Below are 20,723 nucleotides of genomic sequence, written 5' to 3' on the forward strand. Positions count from 1 at the left end.
CAACCTTTCCCTATGTATTCGATTGACTATCCCCTGATTTGATTTAGACTCGTTCCCGGCTAGAAAGAAAGTTCTTTGTATATAAACATTTCGTTGGATTACTAGTAACCCCGTTGTGTTGTACGCAATAGCAATAAACTTTTCCGCGCTATCAGTGCCACAATTGGCTCAAAATAGAAATTTAATTTTAGGATATCATCATGTCTAACACAGTTACTGGTACAGTAAAATGGTTCAACGAAACTAAAGGCTTCGGCTTCATTCAACAAGAAAACGGCCCAGACGTATTCGCACACTTCTCTGCTATCACTGGCGACGGTTTCAAAACTCTTGCTGAAGGCCAAAAAGTTGAGTTCGTAGTATCTCAAGGTCAAAAAGGCCCACAAGCTGACAGCATCAAAGTACTTTAATTTAGTATTTTAAAGCTTTCTAAAAATAGCCAGCCTCTGCTGGCTATTTTTTTACCCGCTATTCAGAGATTTAAGGTAATATTCCCCTTCACTATTTCTACCTAAGACACCCTCTCAATGGCTCTTAAACCGACAATCTACAAGTTTCGTATCTCTTTAACCGATATGAATCGCGACTATTACGACTCTTTCAATCTAACGGTTGCACAACACCCTTCTGAAACAGAACAGCGAATGATGGCTCGAATCATGGCTTTCTGTATCAATGCATCTCCTGAACTTGAGTTCACTAAAGGATTGTCTAGCATTGAAGAACCCGATTTATGGCAGAAGTCGTTAGACGATCAAATCCTAGAATGGGTCGATGTGGGCGAACCCGATCCAGAGCGTGTTAAGAAGGCAACTCGCCTATCTAAATCAGTACGCGTATTCAGCTTCAACACTAAATCAAACGTTTGGTGGGAGCAGAACAAAGGTAAATTCGGCTACCTAAAAGCTCAGATCGTTCGTCTAGACAACGATGGTATTGAGCAGCTAGCAGCGATGACACAACGTACGATGGATCTTTCAGTCATGCTGACGGGTAACTCTGCTTTCATTAACAGCGATACTCAATCGGCAGAAGTAACGTGGGAAGAGCTACAGAGTAATGACTGAGCGTCCAACCCCGAATAGTTCGCAAACAGAAGCTAGCCTGCAAGAAGAAGCCAAGCAGCAAGCCGACGCGCAGCAAGAAATCAAAGCCAAACAACAAGCTAGAACCAAGCTTCACCAGTGTTTAAAAGAAGCAGGTTTAGGTTCAGTCAAAGCGCTCTCGACAGGCTACGAGAAAGAGCTGTCGTCATTTATTGATGAAAACCACGCTTTGTTTAAACACGCTTGCGAGAACAAGCCGGAGAACTCTGCACGTCAGACGTTGCTTGGCTTGCTAACCAAGGAACATATCGATGCAAGCTATCGCTTTGAAAGCTATAAAGAAGCGAATGAGACGATGCAAAATGTATTCGATAATACTGTGGGCACTGAGCACAGTGACAAGTTTCAAAACTCTAACGCTCAACAGTTAAAACTAGTCACGCATTTGTGGTTGTTCATTCAAGGACGACTAGGAATGGATTACAGCCTAGCCAATGATCACGCAGCTGTAGCCGCTACGCTATTGTCTCGTATATCGAGAAGCAGTGATGATGAGATTCGCGTAGAGTTCATGGCCAGTTTTTACGATGGTTTGAACATCTATCAAGCCGAGAACAAGCCATCAGGTATTGTTCACCACTTAAAGCGTTTGTTTAACCTTTCTTAAGCACTCCCACCAGCGACTGATTCTAGTTACGCTCTATATGCTTTCAACAAACGTTAAGATATAGAGCGTGCTTTTTCTGCTTGGCCGCAACAGATTCCCTATTACGTTCATTCTTCACTTTAGGGAATAACAGCATTCTCAGCCATTACAGTTGACTTCATTACAGGCGTAAAAAAGCCCCGCATAAAGCGAGGCTTAGAATATATTTCAATGAACATCAATTTACAGAGGCTAAATTGAATTCATCTAATAATGCAGTGAATCAACGCAGGCCGTGTAAGAACTCGTGGCGCGTTGCTGGGTTTGATCTGAAGATACCGCCTAGAGCTGTTGTTGTCGTTTCGCTGGTTGCATCCATTACACCGCGAGATTTCACGCAGTAGTGAACCGCATCCATGGTTACAGCAACGTCATCGGTTTCGAGTAGCGTTTGCAATGCAACAAGGATCTGCTGAGTCATACGCTCTTGAACTTGTGGACGCTGAGCAAAGAATCGAACAATACGGTTAATCTTTGAAAGGCCGATGATTTTCCCACGAGGGATATAAGCGACCGCAGTCTTACCATCAATCGTCACTAAGTGGTGCTCACAAGTACTGGTCACGGTAATGTCTTTTACTCGTACCATCTCACGAACGCCCATCTTGTTTTCGATTACCGTAATTTTAGGGAAATTGGCGTAATCCAAACCAGAGAAAATTTCATCCACGTACATTTTAGCAATACGTTGCGGTGTTTCTTCCAGACTATCGTCCGTAAGATCAAGTTCAAGGAGAGTGAGAATCTCACGCATATGGTGTTCGATTCGTTCCTTTTTCTCTTCTCGGCTAACCTGGTTTGGACTCATTGGTGTCTCTAAACCACGGCTTGCTAGCGCATCTTTAACCAACTTCGCTGATTCGCTAAGACCTGACATTGAACTTCCTCTTTTATTACCCCTTCTGGATGGCAAACAAGGATACTCGGAATTTTGAATAAATACACCCATATTTTAAGGGAGGTCATTATTTACGGGGCTTAAACTGTGCTAGAGTGGCTAGAATTTCGTTGGCGAACCATCATGATTTGATAACTATTGAATCCCTATTGCCAACCGCCAAATCAAAATAATAACGATCAAAGGATTTCAATTATGGGCTGTTGCGACGCTCCGGGCTTGATGCCAATTGAAGAAGCACTAGATAAGCTGCTATCGCCAATTCAACCTATTCGAACGACCTTATCACTGCCATTGGCAGAAGCATTGGGTTACGTACTTGCTGAAGATATTCTATCCCCTATTTTCGTACCTCCTTTTGATAACTCAGCAATGGACGGCTATGCACTGCGCTTAGCAGACCTAGAGAACGGTAAAGTGCTGCCTTTAGCGGGCAAGTCCTTTGCAGGTCAACCATTTGAAGGTGAATGGCCTGCAAACACCTGTATTCGCATTATGACTGGCGCAAAGATCCCGGAAGGTTGTGACGCCGTAATCATGCAAGAAAACACGGCTGAAACTGACGCTGGCATTGAGATTCAACAAGACGACATCAAGCTAAACAATAACATTCGCCCTACTGGTGACGACATCAAACAAGGCGATATCGTTCTTAGCCGTGGCGAACGTTTAACACCTCGTGACATTCCAATGATTGCTTCGCTCGGTGTGAGCCATGTAACTGTGGTACACAAGCCTAAAGTCGCTTTCTTCTCTACTGGCGATGAGCTCAAGCCATTAGGCCAACCGCTTGAAGACGGTCAGATCTACGACAGCAACCGCTACGGCATTAAACCGCTGATTGAAGCGTTTGGTTGTGAAGCGATTGACCTAGGTATTATTCCTGATTGCCCTGCAACGCTTAAAGAAACCTTTGTAAAAGCACAAGAACTGGCAGACGTAGTTGTCACCTCTGGTGGCGTAAGTGTCGGCGAAGCTGATTACACCAAAGACATTCTTGAAGAGCTTGGCGAAATCGGCTTTTGGAAACTAGCAATCAAACCAGGTAAACCATTCGCATTTGGTGAGCTAGACAACGCTTGGTTCTGTGGCCTACCGGGTAACCCAGTGTCTGCAATGATGACCATGTACGTGTTAGTTCAACCTATGCTGGCTAAACTTGCCGGTCACACTGCGTGGACAGCACCAGAATCGATTCCTGCTATCACTAAATCTGCATTCAAAAAAGGCCCAGGCCGTACTGATTACCAACGTGGCATCTACTCGATTGAAAACGGTCAGTTTGTAGTAGAAACAACAGGTAATCAAAGCTCCGGCGCTTTCCGCTCAATGAGCTTAGCAAACTGCTTTGTGGTACTAGAGCGCGAACGTGGCCGTGTTGAAGTCGGTGAAACGGTTCAGATTCAACTGTTTAACTCCACGCTTTACTAACGAGGCTTGCTGATGGAAATACTGTCTGACGCAGAGATGCTTCGTTACAATCGCCAGATCATTCTCAAACAGTTTGATTTTGAAGGCCAAGAAGCGCTGAAACAGAGTTCAATCTTAGTGTTAGGTGCAGGTGGTTTAGGCTGTGCCTCTGCTCAATACCTCGCGACTGCGGGAATTGGTAAGCTAACACTGATCGATGATGATATTGTCGAGCTTTCAAACTTGCAGCGACAAGTGCTTCACACCGATGCTGATATTGGTAAGAAGAAAGTCGTTTCAGCCGCTGAATCATTACAGGTGTTAAACCCACACCTTAGAGTTGAAACGGTCGACCACAGACTTGATGACGAGGCACTAGCAAAGCTCATTGAAGCGCATTCGTTAGTACTTGATGCCAGCGACAACGTTGAAACGCGCAATCAACTTAACCGTTTGTGTTACGCCTCAAAAACGCCACTTGTATCGGGCGCTGCGATTCGCATGGAAGGTCAGATTAGCGTATTCACTTATCAAGATGAAAATGCACCTTGCTACCAGTGCTTGAGCGCTCTATTCGGCAACGCTGCTCTAAGCTGTGTTGAAGCCGGTGTGATGGCACCTGTTGTTGGCATGGTTGGCGCGGCTCAGGCTTTGGAAGCTATCAAGGTTATTGCCGGGTTTGGACAACCAAAGCAAGGCAAGCTTTTGATTCTCGATGCCATGTCTCACAGCTGGCGTGAAATGAATTTAATGAAGATGCCTAATTGTTCGGTGTGTGGATAAGCTAAGTCCTATCCCCTCTTATCGAAAACTTAAGCCTTGACTATATGTTGGGGCTTTTTTATATCTCAACGTCAGCATCTCAACTCGCTTTATCAATTTGAAATACTCTATGAGAGATTAGTTTCATTTGAGTTCTCATTTTGAGAATACAATAAAAAAATCAGCACCACAAAATATAATCGTTAAAAATCAACATGTTAAATTTGGCACATAACTTGTAACTGTATCTGTACCTTCCATCACAAGGATGTAGATATGAGAATTACAACGTTAAGTTTGCTATTAAGTGCCCCTCTAGTCGCCAACGCAGCGCCATTCGATACCTGCCCTAGTCAAGCATACCTCTTTCAGTCGAAACCCGTTGAAGTTTGGGGTGTAAACCTAGTAACAGGTTCAACCACACTGTTAGAAGACGATACGGGTATGAATGCCAATATAAATGGTGTCGGTTTCGACTTTCAAGACAGATATATTTATGGCTATGACACCACCAACAAACGTTTAGTGCGTCTTGGTCAAGACTTCCAAGCAGAAGTTATCAATACCAGTGGCTTACCAACCGATCACACTTTCTATGTCGGCGACGTCTATGACCATGTTTACTACTTGTATCGTACAGGTAAGGGACTATTTACTGTTGACCTCTCTCCTTTAGACTCTGATCCGAATGCGACCGTCACGGTCAACAAAATCGCAGGCAGCCCTGCAACTGTAAAACTGACTGATTTTGCTTTCCATCCAAGTGATGGCTCTTTATATGGTATCGACAATAACTCGGGTGGCTTGTACAGCTTCAACCCAACTACAGGTGCAGAAACCTATATTGGTGATACCGGAGAAACAGGGACGTTTGGCGCAGGTTATTTTGATGTAAACGGCTACTATTACGTATCTCGAAATCAAGACGGTAAGATCTACCGTATCAACCTATCCCCAGATAACGCTGCAAACATCGCTGCAGGTGTCGTTCCTGCTGTAGAGTTCGTATCGAATGGCCCTTCTTCGAATCAAAATGATGGTGCTCGCTGTGCGAATGCGCCTGTCGTAGATGAAGATTCCAACATCGACTTCGGTGACGCTCCAGATACCTATCTAACGTTATTAGCAAGTAACGGTCCTCGACATGAACTAGATGGCGTGACTTGGTTAGGTACAGACGCGCCCGACGCCGATCTTGACGGCTACGTAACACCGCAATCGGATGAAAGCGTGGGTATTGATGATGAGTGGGCGAACGGTGGTATCGGTTTTGTAACCGCACTTGAAGCTGGTCTTGATTCAAAAGTGGTGATTGAGGCTTCAACAACCGGTTACCTTTCGGCTTGGATAGATTGGAACCAAGATGGCAGTTTCGATGGCGCCAACGAGCAAGTATTTACCGATTACCTGTTAGATGCGGGTGAAAACGATCTGTTCCTAAATGTCGATATCAACGCTCTGACCGGTACGACGTGGGCTCGCTTTAGATTCAGTCAACAAACCAACCTAAGTTACTTTGGCGGTTCAACCTCTGGTGAGGTGGTCGATATTCAAGTCGATGTTCTTAACGATGGTGCCACCGCTCGTTACTTCCCAAGTGCTTCTGGCTACGCAACGCTCGCGTACGAAGATAACTGGCCATATAAAGCAGATTACGACATGAACGATGCTGTTCTTATGTATCGCATTACTGAGATCCTTAAAGATGGAAAAGTCGTTAAGTCCACTATCGACGGCCGCCTAGCTGCTGTCGGGGCAACGTACAGAAATGGTTTTGCTGTTCGACTTCCTAACCTAGACCCGAGCTTAGTGAGTAATGGCAGCTCTTACATGAAACACAACGGTGTATTCACTGACCTTGACCTAGAAGATGGACGTAGCGAAGCAATCTTTGTTATCGCCAATGACCTGACAGAAAAAATCAGCACTGGCTGTACCTTCTACCGCACCAGTAATGGATGTAAAGAAGATGAGCAGTTCTCGTTCCAAATTGGTATTACTTTAGCCGGTGACGGTGTGAGTACTGGCAGCTGGACCGATATGCCTTACGACCCGTTCATCTTCGCAACGCCTGGGTATTATCATGGTGAAAACCTACCTCTACATCCAGGACGCAGCTGGGAGGTTCACTTGCCAGACCAAGCTCCAACCGAAGCATTTGATACCACTAACCTCTTTGAAGCTGGTTTAGGCGTCGATGACAGTAATCCATCAACAGGTAAATACTTCAAAACATTAGAAAACCACCCTTGGGCACTAATAGTGACTTCGGATGACGAATGGGAGTGGCCTTTAGAGTACGTCGATATTGTTACCGCTTACCCAGAGTTTAAAGAATACGCAGAATCCGGCGGTGAAACGAACCAAACATGGTACCAATCACCTGCAGACAACCAACGTTACGAACCATAAGGAGAGACGTTATGACTATTCACACTAAACAATATCGAGACAATCATTGCGTTGATTCAAGTCGCAATCTCTTTGAGGAAAAACGTATGTCTGTACAAAGCACTTGGAACATCAAGAAGTCACTAGCCGTTATTTTAGCTGCAGCGCCATTAGTATTAGCCGGCTGTGGAGGCGGCGGCGGTGGGGGCGGAAGTACATCTACGGCATCACCATCTACACCCTCGACACCTGCAACTCCGTCGAATCCGGTAACAGCAACGACTCCGGTAACAGCAACGCCTTCGCCGTCTCCCGCGACAAGTGCGGTAGCAGCGCAGAGCTATACGATGAGTGATTTGGTGGTACCTGATGGATTTGACTACAACTCTGTTGAACAGTTTGATCTCAACATTGACATCAGCAGCATTTCGACAGACCGTTCTTTTGTGACCGTTTATAGCCGCTTTAGTACAAGAGATGACTCAACCTTGAAGCCGGATTACTCCAGCAAGGTCATTGCGGGCCCACTAGATAACGGTGTGTTCGCCTCCAACTTTGCAGCACCAGTAAACCATGACGCACTCTTGATAGAGATTTGGTTTTACGATGGTCAACCTCCATTACAACAAGTGGTTTCTAGCGGCGACTCTCAGATTGTCTGGCAGTAAATTGTTTAACAGCAGGTAACTTGTCGTTAGCGAGATCTCTGACGAAACAGAGTCAAAATGGATTGTTTGTAAGTAGGAAGTGAGCAGAAATGCTCACTTTTTTATTTTCGTCGAAGAGCAGTTAATTCAGCTTTCTTAGCGAGTAGCATTCACTTTACCACCAACCTCACTTATATTTTCAACATAACCTTCAAAGACTTACTCTCATGAAACAGTTAAAAATAGGTCTATTTATCTTAATGTGTGGCGTAGGCGTGTTAGTTGCCCTTGCCTATTTCCCGCTAACATCAGAGACGGGGCAACGTATTCAAGCCAAAGTAATTTCGAACACGCTTACTCAATCCTTAGATGGGCACAGGCGTTATCTGACGGTTCAGACAAAAGATAATGACGTATTTCGGCTCTCTATTGCTCCTACCACAGACTGCCCTATTGATTCTGTGGTCGCGCTTGATACATTAAACAATCAAATAACCGGACAAAGCAGTTATCAGTTCATCCACTGTCGAGCTGCACAGTAGCCATCGATGCAACAACGGTATTCGTAAAGCAACTGTATTCGCAAAAGCAACAGTAATCGCTCTACCACTGTATTCGCTAAAACAGTAAGAATCGCTAAAACAACAAGAATGGATATAACAATAATGAATCAGCCACTCATCTCACCACAACAACTTCAACAACGTTTGCTAGCAGAAGACAATATCATCATCCTCGACGCCAGCATCGAGTTTCAAATTCCAAGCGAGTCAGAAAAGATCAAAGGACAAATGATTCCTGGTGCTATTCGTTTTGACTACGACAAAGACTTTTGTAACAAGCACACTCTGCTTCCTCACATGTTTCCGAGCGAAAAACACTTCAACACTCGCGCAAAAGAAATTGGCATCAATCAAGACAGTACGATTGTGGTTTACGATAACTCCGGAACCTTCGCTTCTCCTCGTGCGTGGTGGATGTTTATGGCAATGGGACACAACGACGTATTCATCTTAGATGGCGGTTTGCCAGCTTGGATCGAAGCCGGTTACGCGACCGAGACTGACTATCGCACCGAAGTAAAAGCGGGCAATTTTGAAGGCCATATTCAAGACAACTACTTTGTCAGTGCTCAGCAGATTGAAGGTTACTCAACTGACAAGAGCGCAAACATTGTAGATGCTCGTTCTCAAGCTCGTTTCGATTCAGAAGTTCCTGAACCACGTGAAGGCTTGCGTAGTGGCCATATACCGAATTCTATTTGCCTACCATTTGCCCAAGTACTCAAAAACGGCAAGTTAAAGTCCCAAGAAGAGCTTATTGATATCTTTTCAACGCTAGAATTAACGCCTTCTCAACCTATGTTCTTTAGCTGTGGCTCTGGCGTAACAGCTTGCATCATATTATTAGCCGCTAAACTCGCTGGCTATAACGGTGAAATGGGTGTTTACGATGGTTCATGGACGGAATGGGGTGCTAACGACAAACTCCCTATCGCCGTGACTAAAAAGTAATTCAACTTCGCTTAATGCAACTATTAGAATATACTGCGCATGCATAAAGAGCTTACTGATAATGATGGCCCCACGTCTCATGAAGTAAGCCTCTATGTCGCAGTTAACGCTATGTTCATTTGAGACCAAGACTCGATTCACGCCGTTTGATTTGTAACCCACATCAACTTGCTAACCATAATTCGTGATTAATCATAAACTAATCGTTATCGACGTTATGAATACTAATTTTTCACTCAAGAATCTCTGCTCGTAGTCGTTACACTATTTAATCATTAATACTTTCATCATTGATGTTTGTATTTTTCGTTGCATGAATCGCGCTGACAACCCAATAGTTTGTCACTTGCAGTCTGTTAAAAGTAGTAACCAACAAAGGCATCTCATGGCTCTATTTAAGCAAAATATCTGGTCGCTGTACGCGTTTGTCGTACTACTGACCCTGATACTTTTCGCCGCGTTGGGAATAACAAACTGGAAAGCAAACAGAGACGACTTCATAGAGCAGCAACACATTCAGGTTGAGCTTTTTTCTAGCTCCGTCAACTCGCTGCTGACCAGTCAAGAAGCCTTGTTAGAAGTGGTTGGCCATCAACTGGCTCAACAGTCTGATTTCACACGTACTGCATCTATCCAGGTTAGGCCAATATTAGACAAGCTACTTGAGACCCACCCTGCGATAGCAGCGTTTGGCTTGTTGAACACCGACGGTGATTACCTCTCGATTAGCTCAAATCTCGAACTTGCGAATCAAAGGAACTTGCTGCAATACGCGCCAACCAGAGGCTCCTTCCTAGACGCCCTATCAAGCAGTAGCATGGTGCTTGGCCGTACCTATTTTCAAGATTCGTTGAATAGCTTAGTCATCCCGCTGAGAAAATCCATTTCAATCGATGGCAAGAAAACCGATGCAGTAATGACCGCAGGGCTACGATTAGACGCAACGATCGTATTTGAAAATAATGCTCACGCCGGAAGTTTCAATACACTAAGCCTGATCAGAAAAGACAGCTATCGCCAGTTTTATTCAAGTGATATTGAATCTGAGAGTGCCTATTCCTCTCCAGTCGGCAAAGATGTCATACAGCGTATTGCAAGTATCTTTACCGACCACTTCGGAATTAGCGTACAAGAAGCGATGAATGGGCAAGAAACCTATTCTTTTGTCGTCGACGATGAAGAGTACCACTCTTTGATGAGCGCGAAATACATCCCAAACTACAAATTATGGGTGGTAGGACGTACGGATCTAACTCACGTCGATAGTATATTCATACAAGAGTTCAGCATTCTTTTCGTTGCCTTTATTTTTCTTCAGTTTGGTTTCTACTTTTTGGTTAAGTCGATTGCCAAGAATGAACAACGGACTCGTAGCCAACTCATTTATCAGGCGAACCATGACCCTTTAACCTCTCTGCCAAACCGTTTGTACATGCGTAGAAACATTGGTAAATGGATTGACGATGAGTCAGAGCCGTTTTCGCTGTTGTTTATCGATATCGATAACTTTAAATGCGTCAATGACACCCACGGGCATGACTTTGGAGATAAGGTTCTCAAACAGATCGCTTTGCGTTTGATGAGGTTCCGATCTCGCCTCAGCCTATTGGTACGTGAATCCAGTGATGAGTTTTTGTTCTTGACGCCCTTGTCGAATGAAGCTGAAATTAAACGACTCGCCAAGCGCATTATTGAAGTGCTTTCTCAACCTTATGAAGTTGAAAGCGCTCAGTTTTTGTTAGGTTGCAGCATCGGCGTAGCGCGTTTCCCAGAACACGGAAAAGATCTGGATAGCCTGTTACGTTCTGCCGATATTTCAATGTACAAAGCGAAACAGCAGCAAAACTCGTACAGTATTTTCACAACGGAAATGCAAGATGCTCATCTCTACAAAATGAAAGTAGAACAAAGGCTACGCATCGCTATCGAGAAACAAACGCTGTTCATGGTTTTCCAACCGCTGGTTCGTGCAAATGAAAGTATTCATGGTGTAGAAGCACTCGTGCGCTGGATTGATGAGGAATTGGGTTTTGTTCCGCCAGATGTCTTTATACCGATAGCAGAGAACACGGGTTTAATGCAAAAACTGGGGACTTTTATTATTGAGTCCAGCATTATGCAGATCGCCCACTTGCACCGAACAACAGAACAAAAAATCGGGCTGTCGATCAACATATCAGTGCGTCAGTTTTCTCATCAATCCTTCTCTGAGCACTTGTTCGCGACACTAGAAAAGTATCAACTCTCTCCTAGCTGTGTAACGCTAGAAATTACCGAGAGCTTGTTCATTGAAGATGTGACTTTGGTGAAACCGACTTTTGAAGCCCTCAAAGAGAAGAATATAAAGATCTCTTTAGATGATTTCGGGACAGGTTATTCATCACTAAGTATGTTGAAAGCACTGCCTATCGATGAACTTAAAATCGATAAGAGCTTTATTGAGAACATTGCTGTCGATCAGCAGTCACTCACCATGGTGCAAAACATCATCGCAATCGGTAAGAACTTCGGCATGGTGGTATTAGCAGAAGGCGTAGAATCAAACGAACACTTCGCAATTCTAAAGGCATGTGGATGTGACTTAATGCAAGGCTATTACTTCTCTCGTCCTATTCCTTATGATGAGCTGGCTACTCACCTAAACAAGAAAGTGACCGAGCACGCGGAATGTTCTGTTTAAGAACGTGAGTTAAATAGACGAGCTAAATAAGGTAGGCGGCTAAACACCTACCTTATTTTCTAGGTATTTTCTGTTCAGTTATTTATTCATTTCACTTTTTATTCATTTCACTATGCATAACATCGATCAACTGCCCGGAAGGATCTCCTGATAATTCCCAAGTAAAAATGCCGCCTAGGTCTGATTTCTTCGCCCATTCTGCCTTTGCTTTAATAGAACGCTGATCTTCAAAAGATATGAATACTTTTTTATCTGGGTTCCACAAATAAGGTGCTTGAGCTTGCTCATCATACTTATACTCATAACCTTGTTTACTGCTGTAGTTATTCATAAGATCCCAAAACATGAAGTAACCGTTTTCACCGGTACCAAACTGCGCCCCTTGTTCAGAAACTAGGTCACCTTTAGGCAGCTCTCCAGCAAAGTCTTTTGTCCCTTGCCAGCCTCGACCATAAAAAGCCGCCCCGATCACGAGCTTCTCGCTAGGAATACCTTGCTCTATCATCTGATTAATGAAGACATCAGCTCCCATTCCCCACCAACTGCGCTCTGTGGCATGTAAGTTTGTTGTGTGACCTGTTTGAGTTCCCCAGCCTCCGAGGAAGTCATACGTCATCGCAAACATGTTCGTCAAATATGGGCTAGCTGCGTTCCAATCAATTTGGGCAGCCTTAGCGCCAACACCGACAGCCGTTGAAAGCTCATAATCTCTTTGAGTCGTCTTTGATAGAGCGTCCAAATCACTTCTGATTGTTTTTACTAAAAGAGTAAAAGCTTCACGCTCTAGCGCTTTTTGCTCATCCGTTAGTTTCGTCTCTGGGTTCCAAGGCGAAGTGGTTAAGCCGCCGCCTCCTGGGTATTCCCAATCAAGATCAATACCATCAAAGAAGTCGTATTTTTGGATCAATTCAACAGCAGTTTTTGAAAAGTGCGCAATGGCTTGAGGATCTTTCGCCATCGCATGGAAAGGTTCAGACATTGTCCACCCTCCAAATGAGGGCAAAATTTTGATATTTTGATTGTCGGCCTTCAGTTGAGCTAACTGGGCAAAGTGACCTTTATAGGCGACATCAACACCCACGTCTCCGAAATCGACTTCTAACGCAGCTTCTTTATCCACAATAATCGCGGTATATGGTTGTTTGCTTGCACATTGCTGCTGAATTTGTTTTTGGACGGGCTCACCAGCACCGCTATGAGGACCACACATGCTCAAGAAGGCGTAAATAATATGTGAGAGCTTGTCTGCAGGTATGTCGTCAACGGTATAAGGGTTGTCTTTATTCAGATATTGCCAATCCGCAAAATACCCTGCGACGACTTTATCATCGGCATGTACTGTAGGTGTGAGCATACAAGCCGTGGCTATTGAGCTAAGCCCAAAGATAGAAATAGATTTAAAGATAGAACTTGATTGGTCACTGTTGCTAGAAATAGCGTGTGTGATAAATGACAGTTTCATAATTATCTCCTTTAGTGTGGCTTAACATTAAAGAGTGATAATTCTTTCAACCGCTGAACAAATTCACTATTCGAGTCATGTCTAATAGTTATCCCCCTTATTGCACTGGTTTCATTAGGGGGAATTTCCATGATTACTCAAATAGTGAATTCAACGAAGCATAAATATCTTACTATTCACTGCCGTTTGGTTTATTCACGCTAAGTTGTTCGTCCAAGTTAAGTACCGTCAAAGCATTACTTACGCTGGTCGCTATCACATCGACCACACCGGTCCTTAGTGCGCCTAATAGAGCTAATGGCTTACTGTTCTCCGCTGCAATGGCAATGACTTCCGCAATTGGGCGGAACTCTTCCAAGGCCAAACCAATCACACGGTCACTCATTACTGTGTTTGCTGTTTTACCGTGAACATCGAAAAAGTCATAACCCGCAAAGTCACCGACGACACCTTGTAATAAACGAGATTGAACGACCTCACCCGCCGTAAACCAGCCTAAATCGACCATATAGCTGTTTTCACTCATATCACCGATACCGACTAATGCAACATCGGCTTTTCGAGCGAGATCGAGGGTCTGCTTAACGGTGCTGTTTTCCATGAATGCGGTTTTTTGCGCTTTATTCTCGGCATAAGCAGGCGCGTACAAGGTTTCAGAGGATCCACCGTACTTTTTGGCTAGCTGCCTGCATATATGGTCGGCATTAAACATACCGCCTCTTGGGTGAATACCGCCGATACCACACACGAATTTACAGTCTCGTGGCGTAATTACGCCAGTGTGGTGAGCAACAGACGATACGTTTCGCCCTTGCCCTACTGTCACCACCATACCGTTTTTCAGTGTACTGGTAAGATAGTTCGACACTAAACCGGCTACTTGGAGTCGTTGCTTCTCTTCATTCGGTTGGTCTAGTGCCACAAGCGCACGCTTTACACCAAATCGTTCGATCAAACGTTGCTCGATCTTCGCACTAAAGACAGGGTGGTATTTCACGGTGATCTCAACAATGCCCTCATCTCGGGCTTGCTTGAGCATTCGACCAACCTTTGCACGGGAGATAGAGTACTTTTTAGATATCTCTTCTTGCGTGGCACCATCTTGATAATAAGCAACCGCTACTTCAGTGAGGAGATCAGTGTTTTCTTCGGAAACATCTTGGATATTCTTACTCATATACCACTCAACCAATATTTAACAATTATTTTACCTGCTTGAAGAACAAATGTTCGATGCTTAAGCAAGTGATACACAAGTTTACACCCCGAACATATGTAACAGCAAGGTACATTTGCTCATAGTCATAACCATGGTTTTGTTGTTGATTAATTCACCTCACTTTGCTCGTTAAACGTTTGCTTGCATAGCCCATGATTACTAGAGCGAAATATATTTGACTGAAGTCACCATACAGTACTATTTACCGTTGACTTTGGGGCTAGATCGGATAAATATGGCTACATCATTTACTCATCGAGCGATCAAATGTTCTGTGCAAATGTTCGTTCGGAGAAAAATTTAAATTAATGTAAGTTTGGCTCACTGGTACAACCATTGAGAACTTCATTAGTTAGCTTGCAAATGCCCACACCTCTCCCATTAATGAGGTGTTATGCGATACATAGGATGATCAAAATGAGCAATAAATTAGAGCAACTTCGTAAACTAACAACTGTTGTAGCTGACACTGGCGATATCGAAGCTATCAGCAAGTACACTCCTGAAGATGCAACAACTAACCCATCTCTAATTCTTAAAGCTGCTCAAATTGCTGAGTACGCTCCTCTAATCGATGCTTCTATCGAATACGCAAAAGCGCAAAGCGGTGATAAAGCACAGCAAGTTCAAGATACTTGCGACATGCTTAACGTGAACATCGGTAAAGAAATCCTAAAAGTTGTACCTGGCCGTATCTCTACTGAAGTAGATGCTCGTCTTTCTTACGACATGGAAGGCAGCGTTGCTAAAGCTCGTCAACTTATCAAAATGTACAACGACGCTGGTATCACTAACGACCGCATCCTTATCAAACTGGCTTCTACTTGGGAAGGCATCCGTGCTGCTGAAATCCTAGAGAAAGAAGGCATCAACTGTAACCTAACGCTTCTATTCTCTTTCGCTCAAGCTCGCGCTTGTGCTGAAGCTGGCGTATTCCTAATCTCTCCTTTCGTTGGTCGCATCATGGACTGGTACAAAGCGAAAGAAGGTCGTGATTTCGAAGCTTCAGAAGATCCAGGCGTAATCTCTGTTTCAGATATCTACAACTACTACAAAGACCACGGCTACAAAACTGTTGTTATGGGCGCAAGCTTCCGTAACATCGGCGAGATCCTTGAACTTGCTGGTTGTGACCGTCTAACTATCGCTCCTCAACTTCTAGCAGACCTAGAAGCAGCAGAAGGCGAAGTAGTAGAGAAGCTTATCGACTCTAACGGTACTAAAGAGCGTCCAGCAGCGATGACTCACGCTGAGTTCCTATGGGACCACAACCAAGATGCAATGGCTGTTGAGAAACTGGCTGAAGGCATCCGCAACTTCGCCGTTGACCAAGGCAAACTAGAAGACATGATCGCAGCTAAGCTGTAATCACTCTTACCAAATTCAAATAGGGGAACGTTCAGTTCCCCTACTTTTATCAATTTTGTTTTTCTTAATTTTTATTCGGAAGTTCTTATGAATCGCAAACATCTAGCTAACGCTATTCGTGCTCTAAGCATGGACGGCGTACAACAAGCAAACTCTGGTCACCCAGGCGCACCTATGGGTATGGCAGACATCGCTGAAGTACTTTGGCGCTCTCACCTAAACCATAACCCAGCAAACCCAGAGTGGGCTGACCGCGACCGTTTTATCCTGTCTAACGGCCACGGCTCAATGCTGATTTACTCTCTGCTTCACCTAGCAGGTTACGAGCTTTCAATTGAAGATCTTAAAAACTTCCGTCAACTGCATTCTAAGACTCCAGGTCACCCAGAGTACGGCTACGCACCAGGCATCGAAACAACGACTGGTCCTCTAGGTCAAGGCATCACTAACGCTGTTGGTATGGCTATGGCAGAGAAAGCGCTAGCAGCACAGTTCAACAAAGAAGGCCACGACATCGTAGACCACTACACTTATGCATTCATGGGTGATGGCTGTCTGATGGAAGGTATTTCTCACGAAGCATGTTCTCTAGCAGGTACGCTTGGTCTTGGTAAGCTGGTTGCTTTCTGGGATGACAACGGTATCTCTATCGATGGCGAAGTTGAAGGTTGGTTCTCTGACGATACACCTAAGCGTTTCGAAGCTTACGGCTGGCACGTAATCCCAGCGGTAGATGGTCACGATTCTGACGCTATCAACGCAGCGATTGAAGCGGCTAAAGCAGACCCTCGCCCTACTCTAATCTGTACTAAAACAGTGATTGGCTTTGGTTCTCCAAACAAAGCAGGTACGCACGACTGTCACGGTGCTCCACTAGGCGCTGAAGAAATTGCAGCAACACGTAAAGAATTAGGTTGGGAGCACGGTCCTTTTGAAATTCCGTCGGAAGTTTACTCAGAGTGGGATGCGAAAGAAGCAGGCGCAGCTAAGGAAGCAGCGTGGAACGAGAAACTTGCAGCTTATGAAGCAGCATACCCTGAGCTGGCAGCTGAATTCAAACGCCGCGTAAACGGTGACCTACCAGCTGAGTGGGAAGAGAAAGCATCGGCAATCATCGCTGATCTTCAAGCTAACCCAGCAAACATCGCATCACGTAAAGCATCTCAAAATGCTCTAGAAGCGTTCGGTGCTATGCTACCTGAATTCATGGGCGGCTCGGCTGACCTTGCGCCTTCTAACCTGACTATGTGGTCTGGTTCTAAGTCTCTTGAAGCAAACGACTTCTCTGGTAACTACATCCACTACGGTGTACGTGAATTCGGTATGACGGCTATCATGAACGGCATCGCTCTGCACGGTGGTTTCGTACCATACGGCGCAACGTTCCTAATGTTCATGGAATACGCGCGTAACGCAATGCGTATGGCTGCTCTGATGAAAGTTCAGAACATCCAAGTTTACACGCACGATTCTATCGGCTTAGGCGAAGATGGCCCTACTCACCAACCGGTTGAGCAGATCGCTTCTCTACGTCTGACTCCAAACATGAGCACATGGCGTCCATGTGACCAAGTTGAATCTGCAGTGGCTTGGAAACTGGCTATTGAGCGTAAAGATGGTCCTTCATCTCTAATCTTCTCTCGTCAAAACCTTGCACAACAAGATCGTAATGCTGAGCAAGTTGCTAACATCGCTAAGGGTGGTTACATCCTGAAAGATTGTGAAGGCAAGCCAGAGCTAATCATCATTGCAACTGGTTCTGAAGTTGAGCTTGCAGTTGAAGCTGCTGCACAACTAACCGCTGAAGGTAAAGCTGTACGCGTAGTATCTATGCCTGCAACTGACGCATTCGACAAGCAAGACGCTGAATACCGTGAGTCTGTACTTCCATCTGATGTTACAGCGCGTATCGCAGTAGAAGCTGGCATCGCTGACTTCTGGTACAAATACGTTGGCTTCGGTGGCAAGATCATCGGTATGACAACGTTCGGCGAATCTGCACCAGCAGGTGAGCTATTCAAGATGTTCGGTTTCACTACTGAAAACGTAGTAAACACAGCGAAAGAGCTTCTAGCTTAATCTTGAATACATTGTCTCGCCCTTCAATGGGTTGATGCATACAGAAAGCCCCGCATCAAAATGCGGGGCTTTTTTTGTCTTTTCTCTCATTCGGATTAAATCTAACGGCTATTTTTCTTCGAAACGCTTTGCCAGTTGGTAGAACTCATTGACTCGTTCTTTTAGCTCTGTGGAGTGGTCTTTCACAGAATGCGTTGCCACTAAGTTTTGTTCTGCGGTCGAGGCGATAGACTGCATATGCAGATTGACTTCACTCGACAGCTCACGTTGCTTATGAGCAGAACTTTCAACAGACTGCATGAGTTCATTCATGGATTGCATTAGGTTTTCGACTTCCGACAAGCGCTCTGCACTCACCTTCGCAACATCACCACATGCGTCCGTTTGCTTACGGTTCGCCAGAATATCTTTTTGCCACCCTTCAATCGTCGTTAGCATGGTATCGATGCTCTCTTTGATCTGAACCGTAGCCTTTGAGGTTCGACCCGACAATGCACGGACTTCGTCGGCAACAACGGCAAAGCCTCGTCCTTGCTCGCCCGCTCTCGCCGCTTCAATCGCAGCGTTCAGGGCCAACAAGTTGGTTTGTTCGGCGATTCCACCAATCTCTTCCATTATCTTGCTTACGCTCTGCGCTTGATCGCTCAGTTGGTAAGTCGTTTGAGTCGCCTTTTCAGCCTGAGAAGCTAGGCTCTCTAAGTTTTGATGAGTTTGATTAATGCTTTCTTTAGCGCCAGCACAGGTTTGCAAAGTCACATCAACAATCTGGTGCGCTTCTTCTGTGCGAGAAGAGACCTCATTGGCGGTGACTTCAACCTCTTCAGTCGCCTCTCGTACTTGAAGAATGTCTTTTGTTTGTTGATCTAAGGCTTCTGATACTTCAAATGACGTCGCATTTAGGTTGTCAGCCAAATCTTGTAACGGCTTGGCTGAGTCTGTCATGCGACCTAATACGGTGTGGATTCTTGCAGACAATAGTTTTAAGTGAAAATCGGCAATAGAGAACTGACTATTACCTGAATAAACAAGACGACTAACACTATCGAATTTAGATTGCAGCTTTTTCAACTGCAGTGGAGTATCAATCAGCTCTTGTCGGAAAAGCAGTGCTAATGCTGAAACAGGAAGTAGGCTCAACAACCATTGTGATACTTGCCCTACTTCAATGAGATTTGAAATTAACGGCGCAGCCAAAGAGCCTAGCAACACGGCGTAACGAACACTGTCACTGATCTTTAATGACCATTGGCGACCCGACTTTTCAGCCTTCAAGAGGCCTTGGTAAGCCTTATCTGCAACTTGTATCCATTCATTCTTTGGCTTAACACGAACAGATTGGTAGCCACTCACCTTACCATTGTCGTAAATTGGAGTTACATAAGCATCGACCCAGTAAAACCCACCAGATTTGGTTTTGTTTTTTACGATGCCACGCCAAGCTTTACCTTGCTTTAGGTTAACCCACATATCAGCAAAAGCGGCTTTCGGCATATCGTTATGCCTTACGATATTGTGGTGTTGCCCTAGCAATTCTTGTTGGCTGTATTCCGCTATGCGACAAAAAGCATCATTACTGTACGTAATCACGCCTTTTAAATCAGTGGTAGAGACAAGTTGTTCGTTTTCGCTGAGAAGCGTTTCACGAGATTGAGTAGATGAGCTGACAGTCATTATATTAACTTAGGTTAATTATTATTTTAGGCGAGGAATATATACAATTATTAAAGTTATGACAAAATGTGAACGTCACATTTTGTGTAAATGCCTGCTATTTATACAAATATTAGCTAAGTACCTCACAAAGCTAATAACTTCACTATCTTCTCATGCCAACAGTCACGACTCATCTAAGTTTACGGCAGTGGTAAATTTCACGGTTCTCATTGAGACAGAGGTATGGAATTTACGAATATTCAGATCTTTGCGTAGTACTCGCTCCACAAAGTCTTCGTAGGCTTGAATGTCTTTGACCGTCACAATCAGCATGAAATCAAAGCTGCCTGATATCTGATAGCACTGCGTGACCTCTTCTGCCTTTGAAATAGAATGGCGAAAGATTTGGTAAATATCCCCGCGATCACGCTCCATTTCCACGGACACAACCAAAGTCATCTTACTGCCGGTCAGTTCTGGATTAATGATGGACACACCACCGACAATCACGCCCTCTTCTCTCAGCCGTTTCACTCGCTTTAAGCAAGCAGGCGGTGACAACCCGACCAGCTCTGCTATTGTTAAATTTCACGTCATTTAAACACTGAAAGTTACTCTCAATACCCTAATTATTGATATTTTGAGTAAAAATAATTTGAGCATGGGTATTTACTAATGACTCAGTTATTACATGCGTATTTTAAAACACCGATAATAAAAAATTATCTTATTAGTTAGAACCCAACGCCTTGTATAAAGCGCCCTCCAGAATAATAACCACGACCTAATCAATGTTATTAAACATCCAAACTATCAACTATTCATTCAACAAAACCCATTAAATAACTGACAATAGAATAAATAACACTCCTTATTTTATATTAACTC

General features: G+C 44.4%; 16 protein-coding genes and 1 pseudogene. 12 read left to right on the forward strand and 5 right to left on the reverse strand.

Features of this window, described 5'->3' with window-relative positions; all coding sequences use genetic code 11:
* The first annotated feature begins 200 nt into the window (after positions 1-200).
* From AB4517_RS02225 to AB4517_RS02235, 3 genes are all read left to right on the forward strand, one after another.
* A complete protein-coding gene (locus AB4517_RS02225; protein ID WP_010430417.1) occupies positions 201-410 on the forward strand; it encodes a cold-shock protein in 210 nt (69 codons plus the stop codon).
* Between the two features lie 117 nt (positions 411-527).
* The gene (locus tag AB4517_RS02230) at positions 528-1,067 is read left to right on the forward strand and encodes a YaeQ family protein (protein ID WP_017061727.1); all 540 of its coding nucleotides are present in this window, start codon (positions 528-530) and stop codon (positions 1,065-1,067) included.
* Positions 1,060-1,713 (forward strand): hypothetical protein, encoded by a 654-nt coding sequence (locus tag AB4517_RS02235; RefSeq protein ID WP_240698139.1) that lies wholly within the window; start codon positions 1,060-1,062, stop codon positions 1,711-1,713. The genes AB4517_RS02230 and AB4517_RS02235 overlap by 8 nt, the downstream gene beginning before the upstream one ends.
* A gap of 262 nt (positions 1,714-1,975) precedes the next feature.
* On the opposite strand, the gene folE is transcribed toward AB4517_RS02235, so the two are convergent.
* Positions 1,976-2,629: a GTP cyclohydrolase I FolE gene (folE, locus tag AB4517_RS02240; protein WP_017061725.1), complete on the reverse strand. Its 654-nt coding sequence runs from the start codon at positions 2,627-2,629 to the stop codon at positions 1,976-1,978.
* Between the two features lie 216 nt (positions 2,630-2,845).
* Between folE and moeA the strand changes: the two genes are divergently transcribed.
* The 7 genes from moeA to AB4517_RS02275 all read left to right on the forward strand — a co-directional run bounded on the left by moeA (position 2,846) and on the right by AB4517_RS02275 (position 12,054).
* Positions 2,846-4,081 (forward strand): molybdopterin molybdotransferase MoeA, encoded by a 1,236-nt coding sequence (gene moeA, locus AB4517_RS02245; RefSeq protein WP_017071464.1) that lies wholly within the window; start codon positions 2,846-2,848, stop codon positions 4,079-4,081.
* Between the two features lie 12 nt (positions 4,082-4,093).
* The gene (moeB, locus tag AB4517_RS02250) at positions 4,094-4,843 is read left to right on the forward strand and encodes a molybdopterin-synthase adenylyltransferase MoeB (RefSeq protein WP_372147823.1); all 750 of its coding nucleotides are present in this window, start codon (positions 4,094-4,096) and stop codon (positions 4,841-4,843) included.
* A gap of 255 nt (positions 4,844-5,098) precedes the next feature.
* The gene (locus AB4517_RS02255) at positions 5,099-7,234 is read left to right on the forward strand and encodes an LruC domain-containing protein (RefSeq protein ID WP_372147824.1); all 2,136 of its coding nucleotides are present in this window, start codon (positions 5,099-5,101) and stop codon (positions 7,232-7,234) included.
* Between the two features lie 11 nt (positions 7,235-7,245).
* The gene (locus AB4517_RS02260; RefSeq protein ID WP_017064433.1) at positions 7,246-7,881 is read left to right on the forward strand and encodes a hypothetical protein; all 636 of its coding nucleotides are present in this window, start codon (positions 7,246-7,248) and stop codon (positions 7,879-7,881) included.
* A gap of 206 nt (positions 7,882-8,087) precedes the next feature.
* Entirely contained in the window at positions 8,088-8,402 is a 315-nt protein-coding gene (locus AB4517_RS02265) for a hypothetical protein (protein WP_017061706.1), read from the forward strand.
* A gap of 123 nt (positions 8,403-8,525) precedes the next feature.
* Positions 8,526-9,374: a sulfurtransferase gene (locus AB4517_RS02270; protein WP_017065718.1), complete on the forward strand. Its 849-nt coding sequence runs from the start codon at positions 8,526-8,528 to the stop codon at positions 9,372-9,374.
* A gap of 385 nt (positions 9,375-9,759) precedes the next feature.
* A complete protein-coding gene (locus tag AB4517_RS02275; RefSeq protein WP_372147825.1) occupies positions 9,760-12,054 on the forward strand; it encodes an EAL domain-containing protein in 2,295 nt (764 codons plus the stop codon).
* Between the two features lie 91 nt (positions 12,055-12,145).
* Here AB4517_RS02275 and AB4517_RS02280 read toward each other — a convergent pair whose 3' ends face one another.
* Positions 12,146-13,516, reverse strand: a complete 1,371-nt coding sequence (locus tag AB4517_RS02280) for a glycoside hydrolase family 18 protein (protein ID WP_372147826.1) — start codon at positions 13,514-13,516, stop codon at positions 12,146-12,148.
* A gap of 172 nt (positions 13,517-13,688) precedes the next feature.
* Positions 13,689-14,693, reverse strand: a complete 1,005-nt coding sequence (locus tag AB4517_RS02285) for a sugar-binding transcriptional regulator (RefSeq protein ID WP_017065721.1) — start codon at positions 14,691-14,693, stop codon at positions 13,689-13,691.
* A 459-nt stretch (positions 14,694-15,152) separates the two neighbouring features.
* Here AB4517_RS02285 and tal point away from each other — a divergent pair, with 459 nt between their 5' ends.
* On the forward strand, positions 15,153-16,103 hold the full coding sequence (tal, locus tag AB4517_RS02290) for a transaldolase (RefSeq protein ID WP_009845571.1): 951 nt from the start codon (positions 15,153-15,155) through the stop codon (positions 16,101-16,103).
* Positions 16,104-16,190: 87 nt separating this feature from the next.
* Positions 16,191-18,182 carry a transketolase gene (gene tkt / locus AB4517_RS02295; protein ID WP_372147827.1) on the forward strand — a complete coding sequence of 664 codons (1,992 nt, stop codon included), beginning with the start codon at positions 16,191-16,193 and terminating at the stop codon, positions 18,180-18,182.
* A 108-nt stretch (positions 18,183-18,290) separates the two neighbouring features.
* Here the strand turns inward: tkt and AB4517_RS02300 are convergent, their stop codons facing one another.
* Together AB4517_RS02300 and AB4517_RS02305 are read right to left on the reverse strand one after the other, a co-directional pair.
* A complete protein-coding gene (locus AB4517_RS02300; protein WP_017071362.1) occupies positions 18,291-19,853 on the reverse strand; it encodes a PAS domain-containing methyl-accepting chemotaxis protein in 1,563 nt (520 codons plus the stop codon).
* 165 nt (positions 19,854-20,018) lie between these two features.
* Positions 20,019-20,423, reverse strand: a pseudogene (locus AB4517_RS02305) (Lrp/AsnC family transcriptional regulator); the annotation flags it as partial.
* Positions 20,424-20,723: the final 300 nt, after the last annotated feature.

Source organism: Vibrio sp. 10N.222.52.C3 (assembly GCF_041474195.1).
Lineage (GTDB): Bacteria > Pseudomonadota > Gammaproteobacteria > Enterobacterales > Vibrionaceae > Vibrio > Vibrio crassostreae_C.

What these genes read in the sequence shown, in the direction of transcription:
- AB4517_RS02225 (WP_010430417.1), top strand. Translation starts at nt 201, where the DNA reads ATGTCTAACACAGTTACTGGTACAGTAAAATGGTTCAACGAAACTAAA.
- AB4517_RS02230 (WP_017061727.1), top strand. Translation starts at nt 528, where the DNA reads ATGGCTCTTAAACCGACAATCTACAAGTTTCGTATCTCTTTAACCGAT.
- AB4517_RS02235 (WP_240698139.1), top strand. Translation starts at nt 1,060, where the DNA reads ATGACTGAGCGTCCAACCCCGAATAGTTCGCAAACAGAAGCTAGCCTG.
- folE (WP_017061725.1), bottom strand. Translation starts at nt 2,629, where the DNA reads ATGTCAGGTCTTAGCGAATCAGCGAAGTTGGTTAAAGATGCGCTAGCA.
- moeA (WP_017071464.1), top strand. Translation starts at nt 2,846, where the DNA reads ATGGGCTGTTGCGACGCTCCGGGCTTGATGCCAATTGAAGAAGCACTA.
- moeB (WP_372147823.1), top strand. Translation starts at nt 4,094, where the DNA reads ATGGAAATACTGTCTGACGCAGAGATGCTTCGTTACAATCGCCAGATC.
- AB4517_RS02255 (WP_372147824.1), top strand. Translation starts at nt 5,099, where the DNA reads ATGAGAATTACAACGTTAAGTTTGCTATTAAGTGCCCCTCTAGTCGCC.
- AB4517_RS02260 (WP_017064433.1), top strand. Translation starts at nt 7,246, where the DNA reads ATGACTATTCACACTAAACAATATCGAGACAATCATTGCGTTGATTCA.
- AB4517_RS02265 (WP_017061706.1), top strand. Translation starts at nt 8,088, where the DNA reads ATGAAACAGTTAAAAATAGGTCTATTTATCTTAATGTGTGGCGTAGGC.
- AB4517_RS02270 (WP_017065718.1), top strand. Translation starts at nt 8,526, where the DNA reads ATGAATCAGCCACTCATCTCACCACAACAACTTCAACAACGTTTGCTA.
- AB4517_RS02275 (WP_372147825.1), top strand. Translation starts at nt 9,760, where the DNA reads ATGGCTCTATTTAAGCAAAATATCTGGTCGCTGTACGCGTTTGTCGTA.
- AB4517_RS02280 (WP_372147826.1), bottom strand. Translation starts at nt 13,516, where the DNA reads ATGAAACTGTCATTTATCACACACGCTATTTCTAGCAACAGTGACCAA.
- AB4517_RS02285 (WP_017065721.1), bottom strand. Translation starts at nt 14,693, where the DNA reads ATGAGTAAGAATATCCAAGATGTTTCCGAAGAAAACACTGATCTCCTC.
- tal (WP_009845571.1), top strand. Translation starts at nt 15,153, where the DNA reads ATGAGCAATAAATTAGAGCAACTTCGTAAACTAACAACTGTTGTAGCT.
- tkt (WP_372147827.1), top strand. Translation starts at nt 16,191, where the DNA reads ATGAATCGCAAACATCTAGCTAACGCTATTCGTGCTCTAAGCATGGAC.
- AB4517_RS02300 (WP_017071362.1), bottom strand. Translation starts at nt 19,853, where the DNA reads ATGACTGTCAGCTCATCTACTCAATCTCGTGAAACGCTTCTCAGCGAA.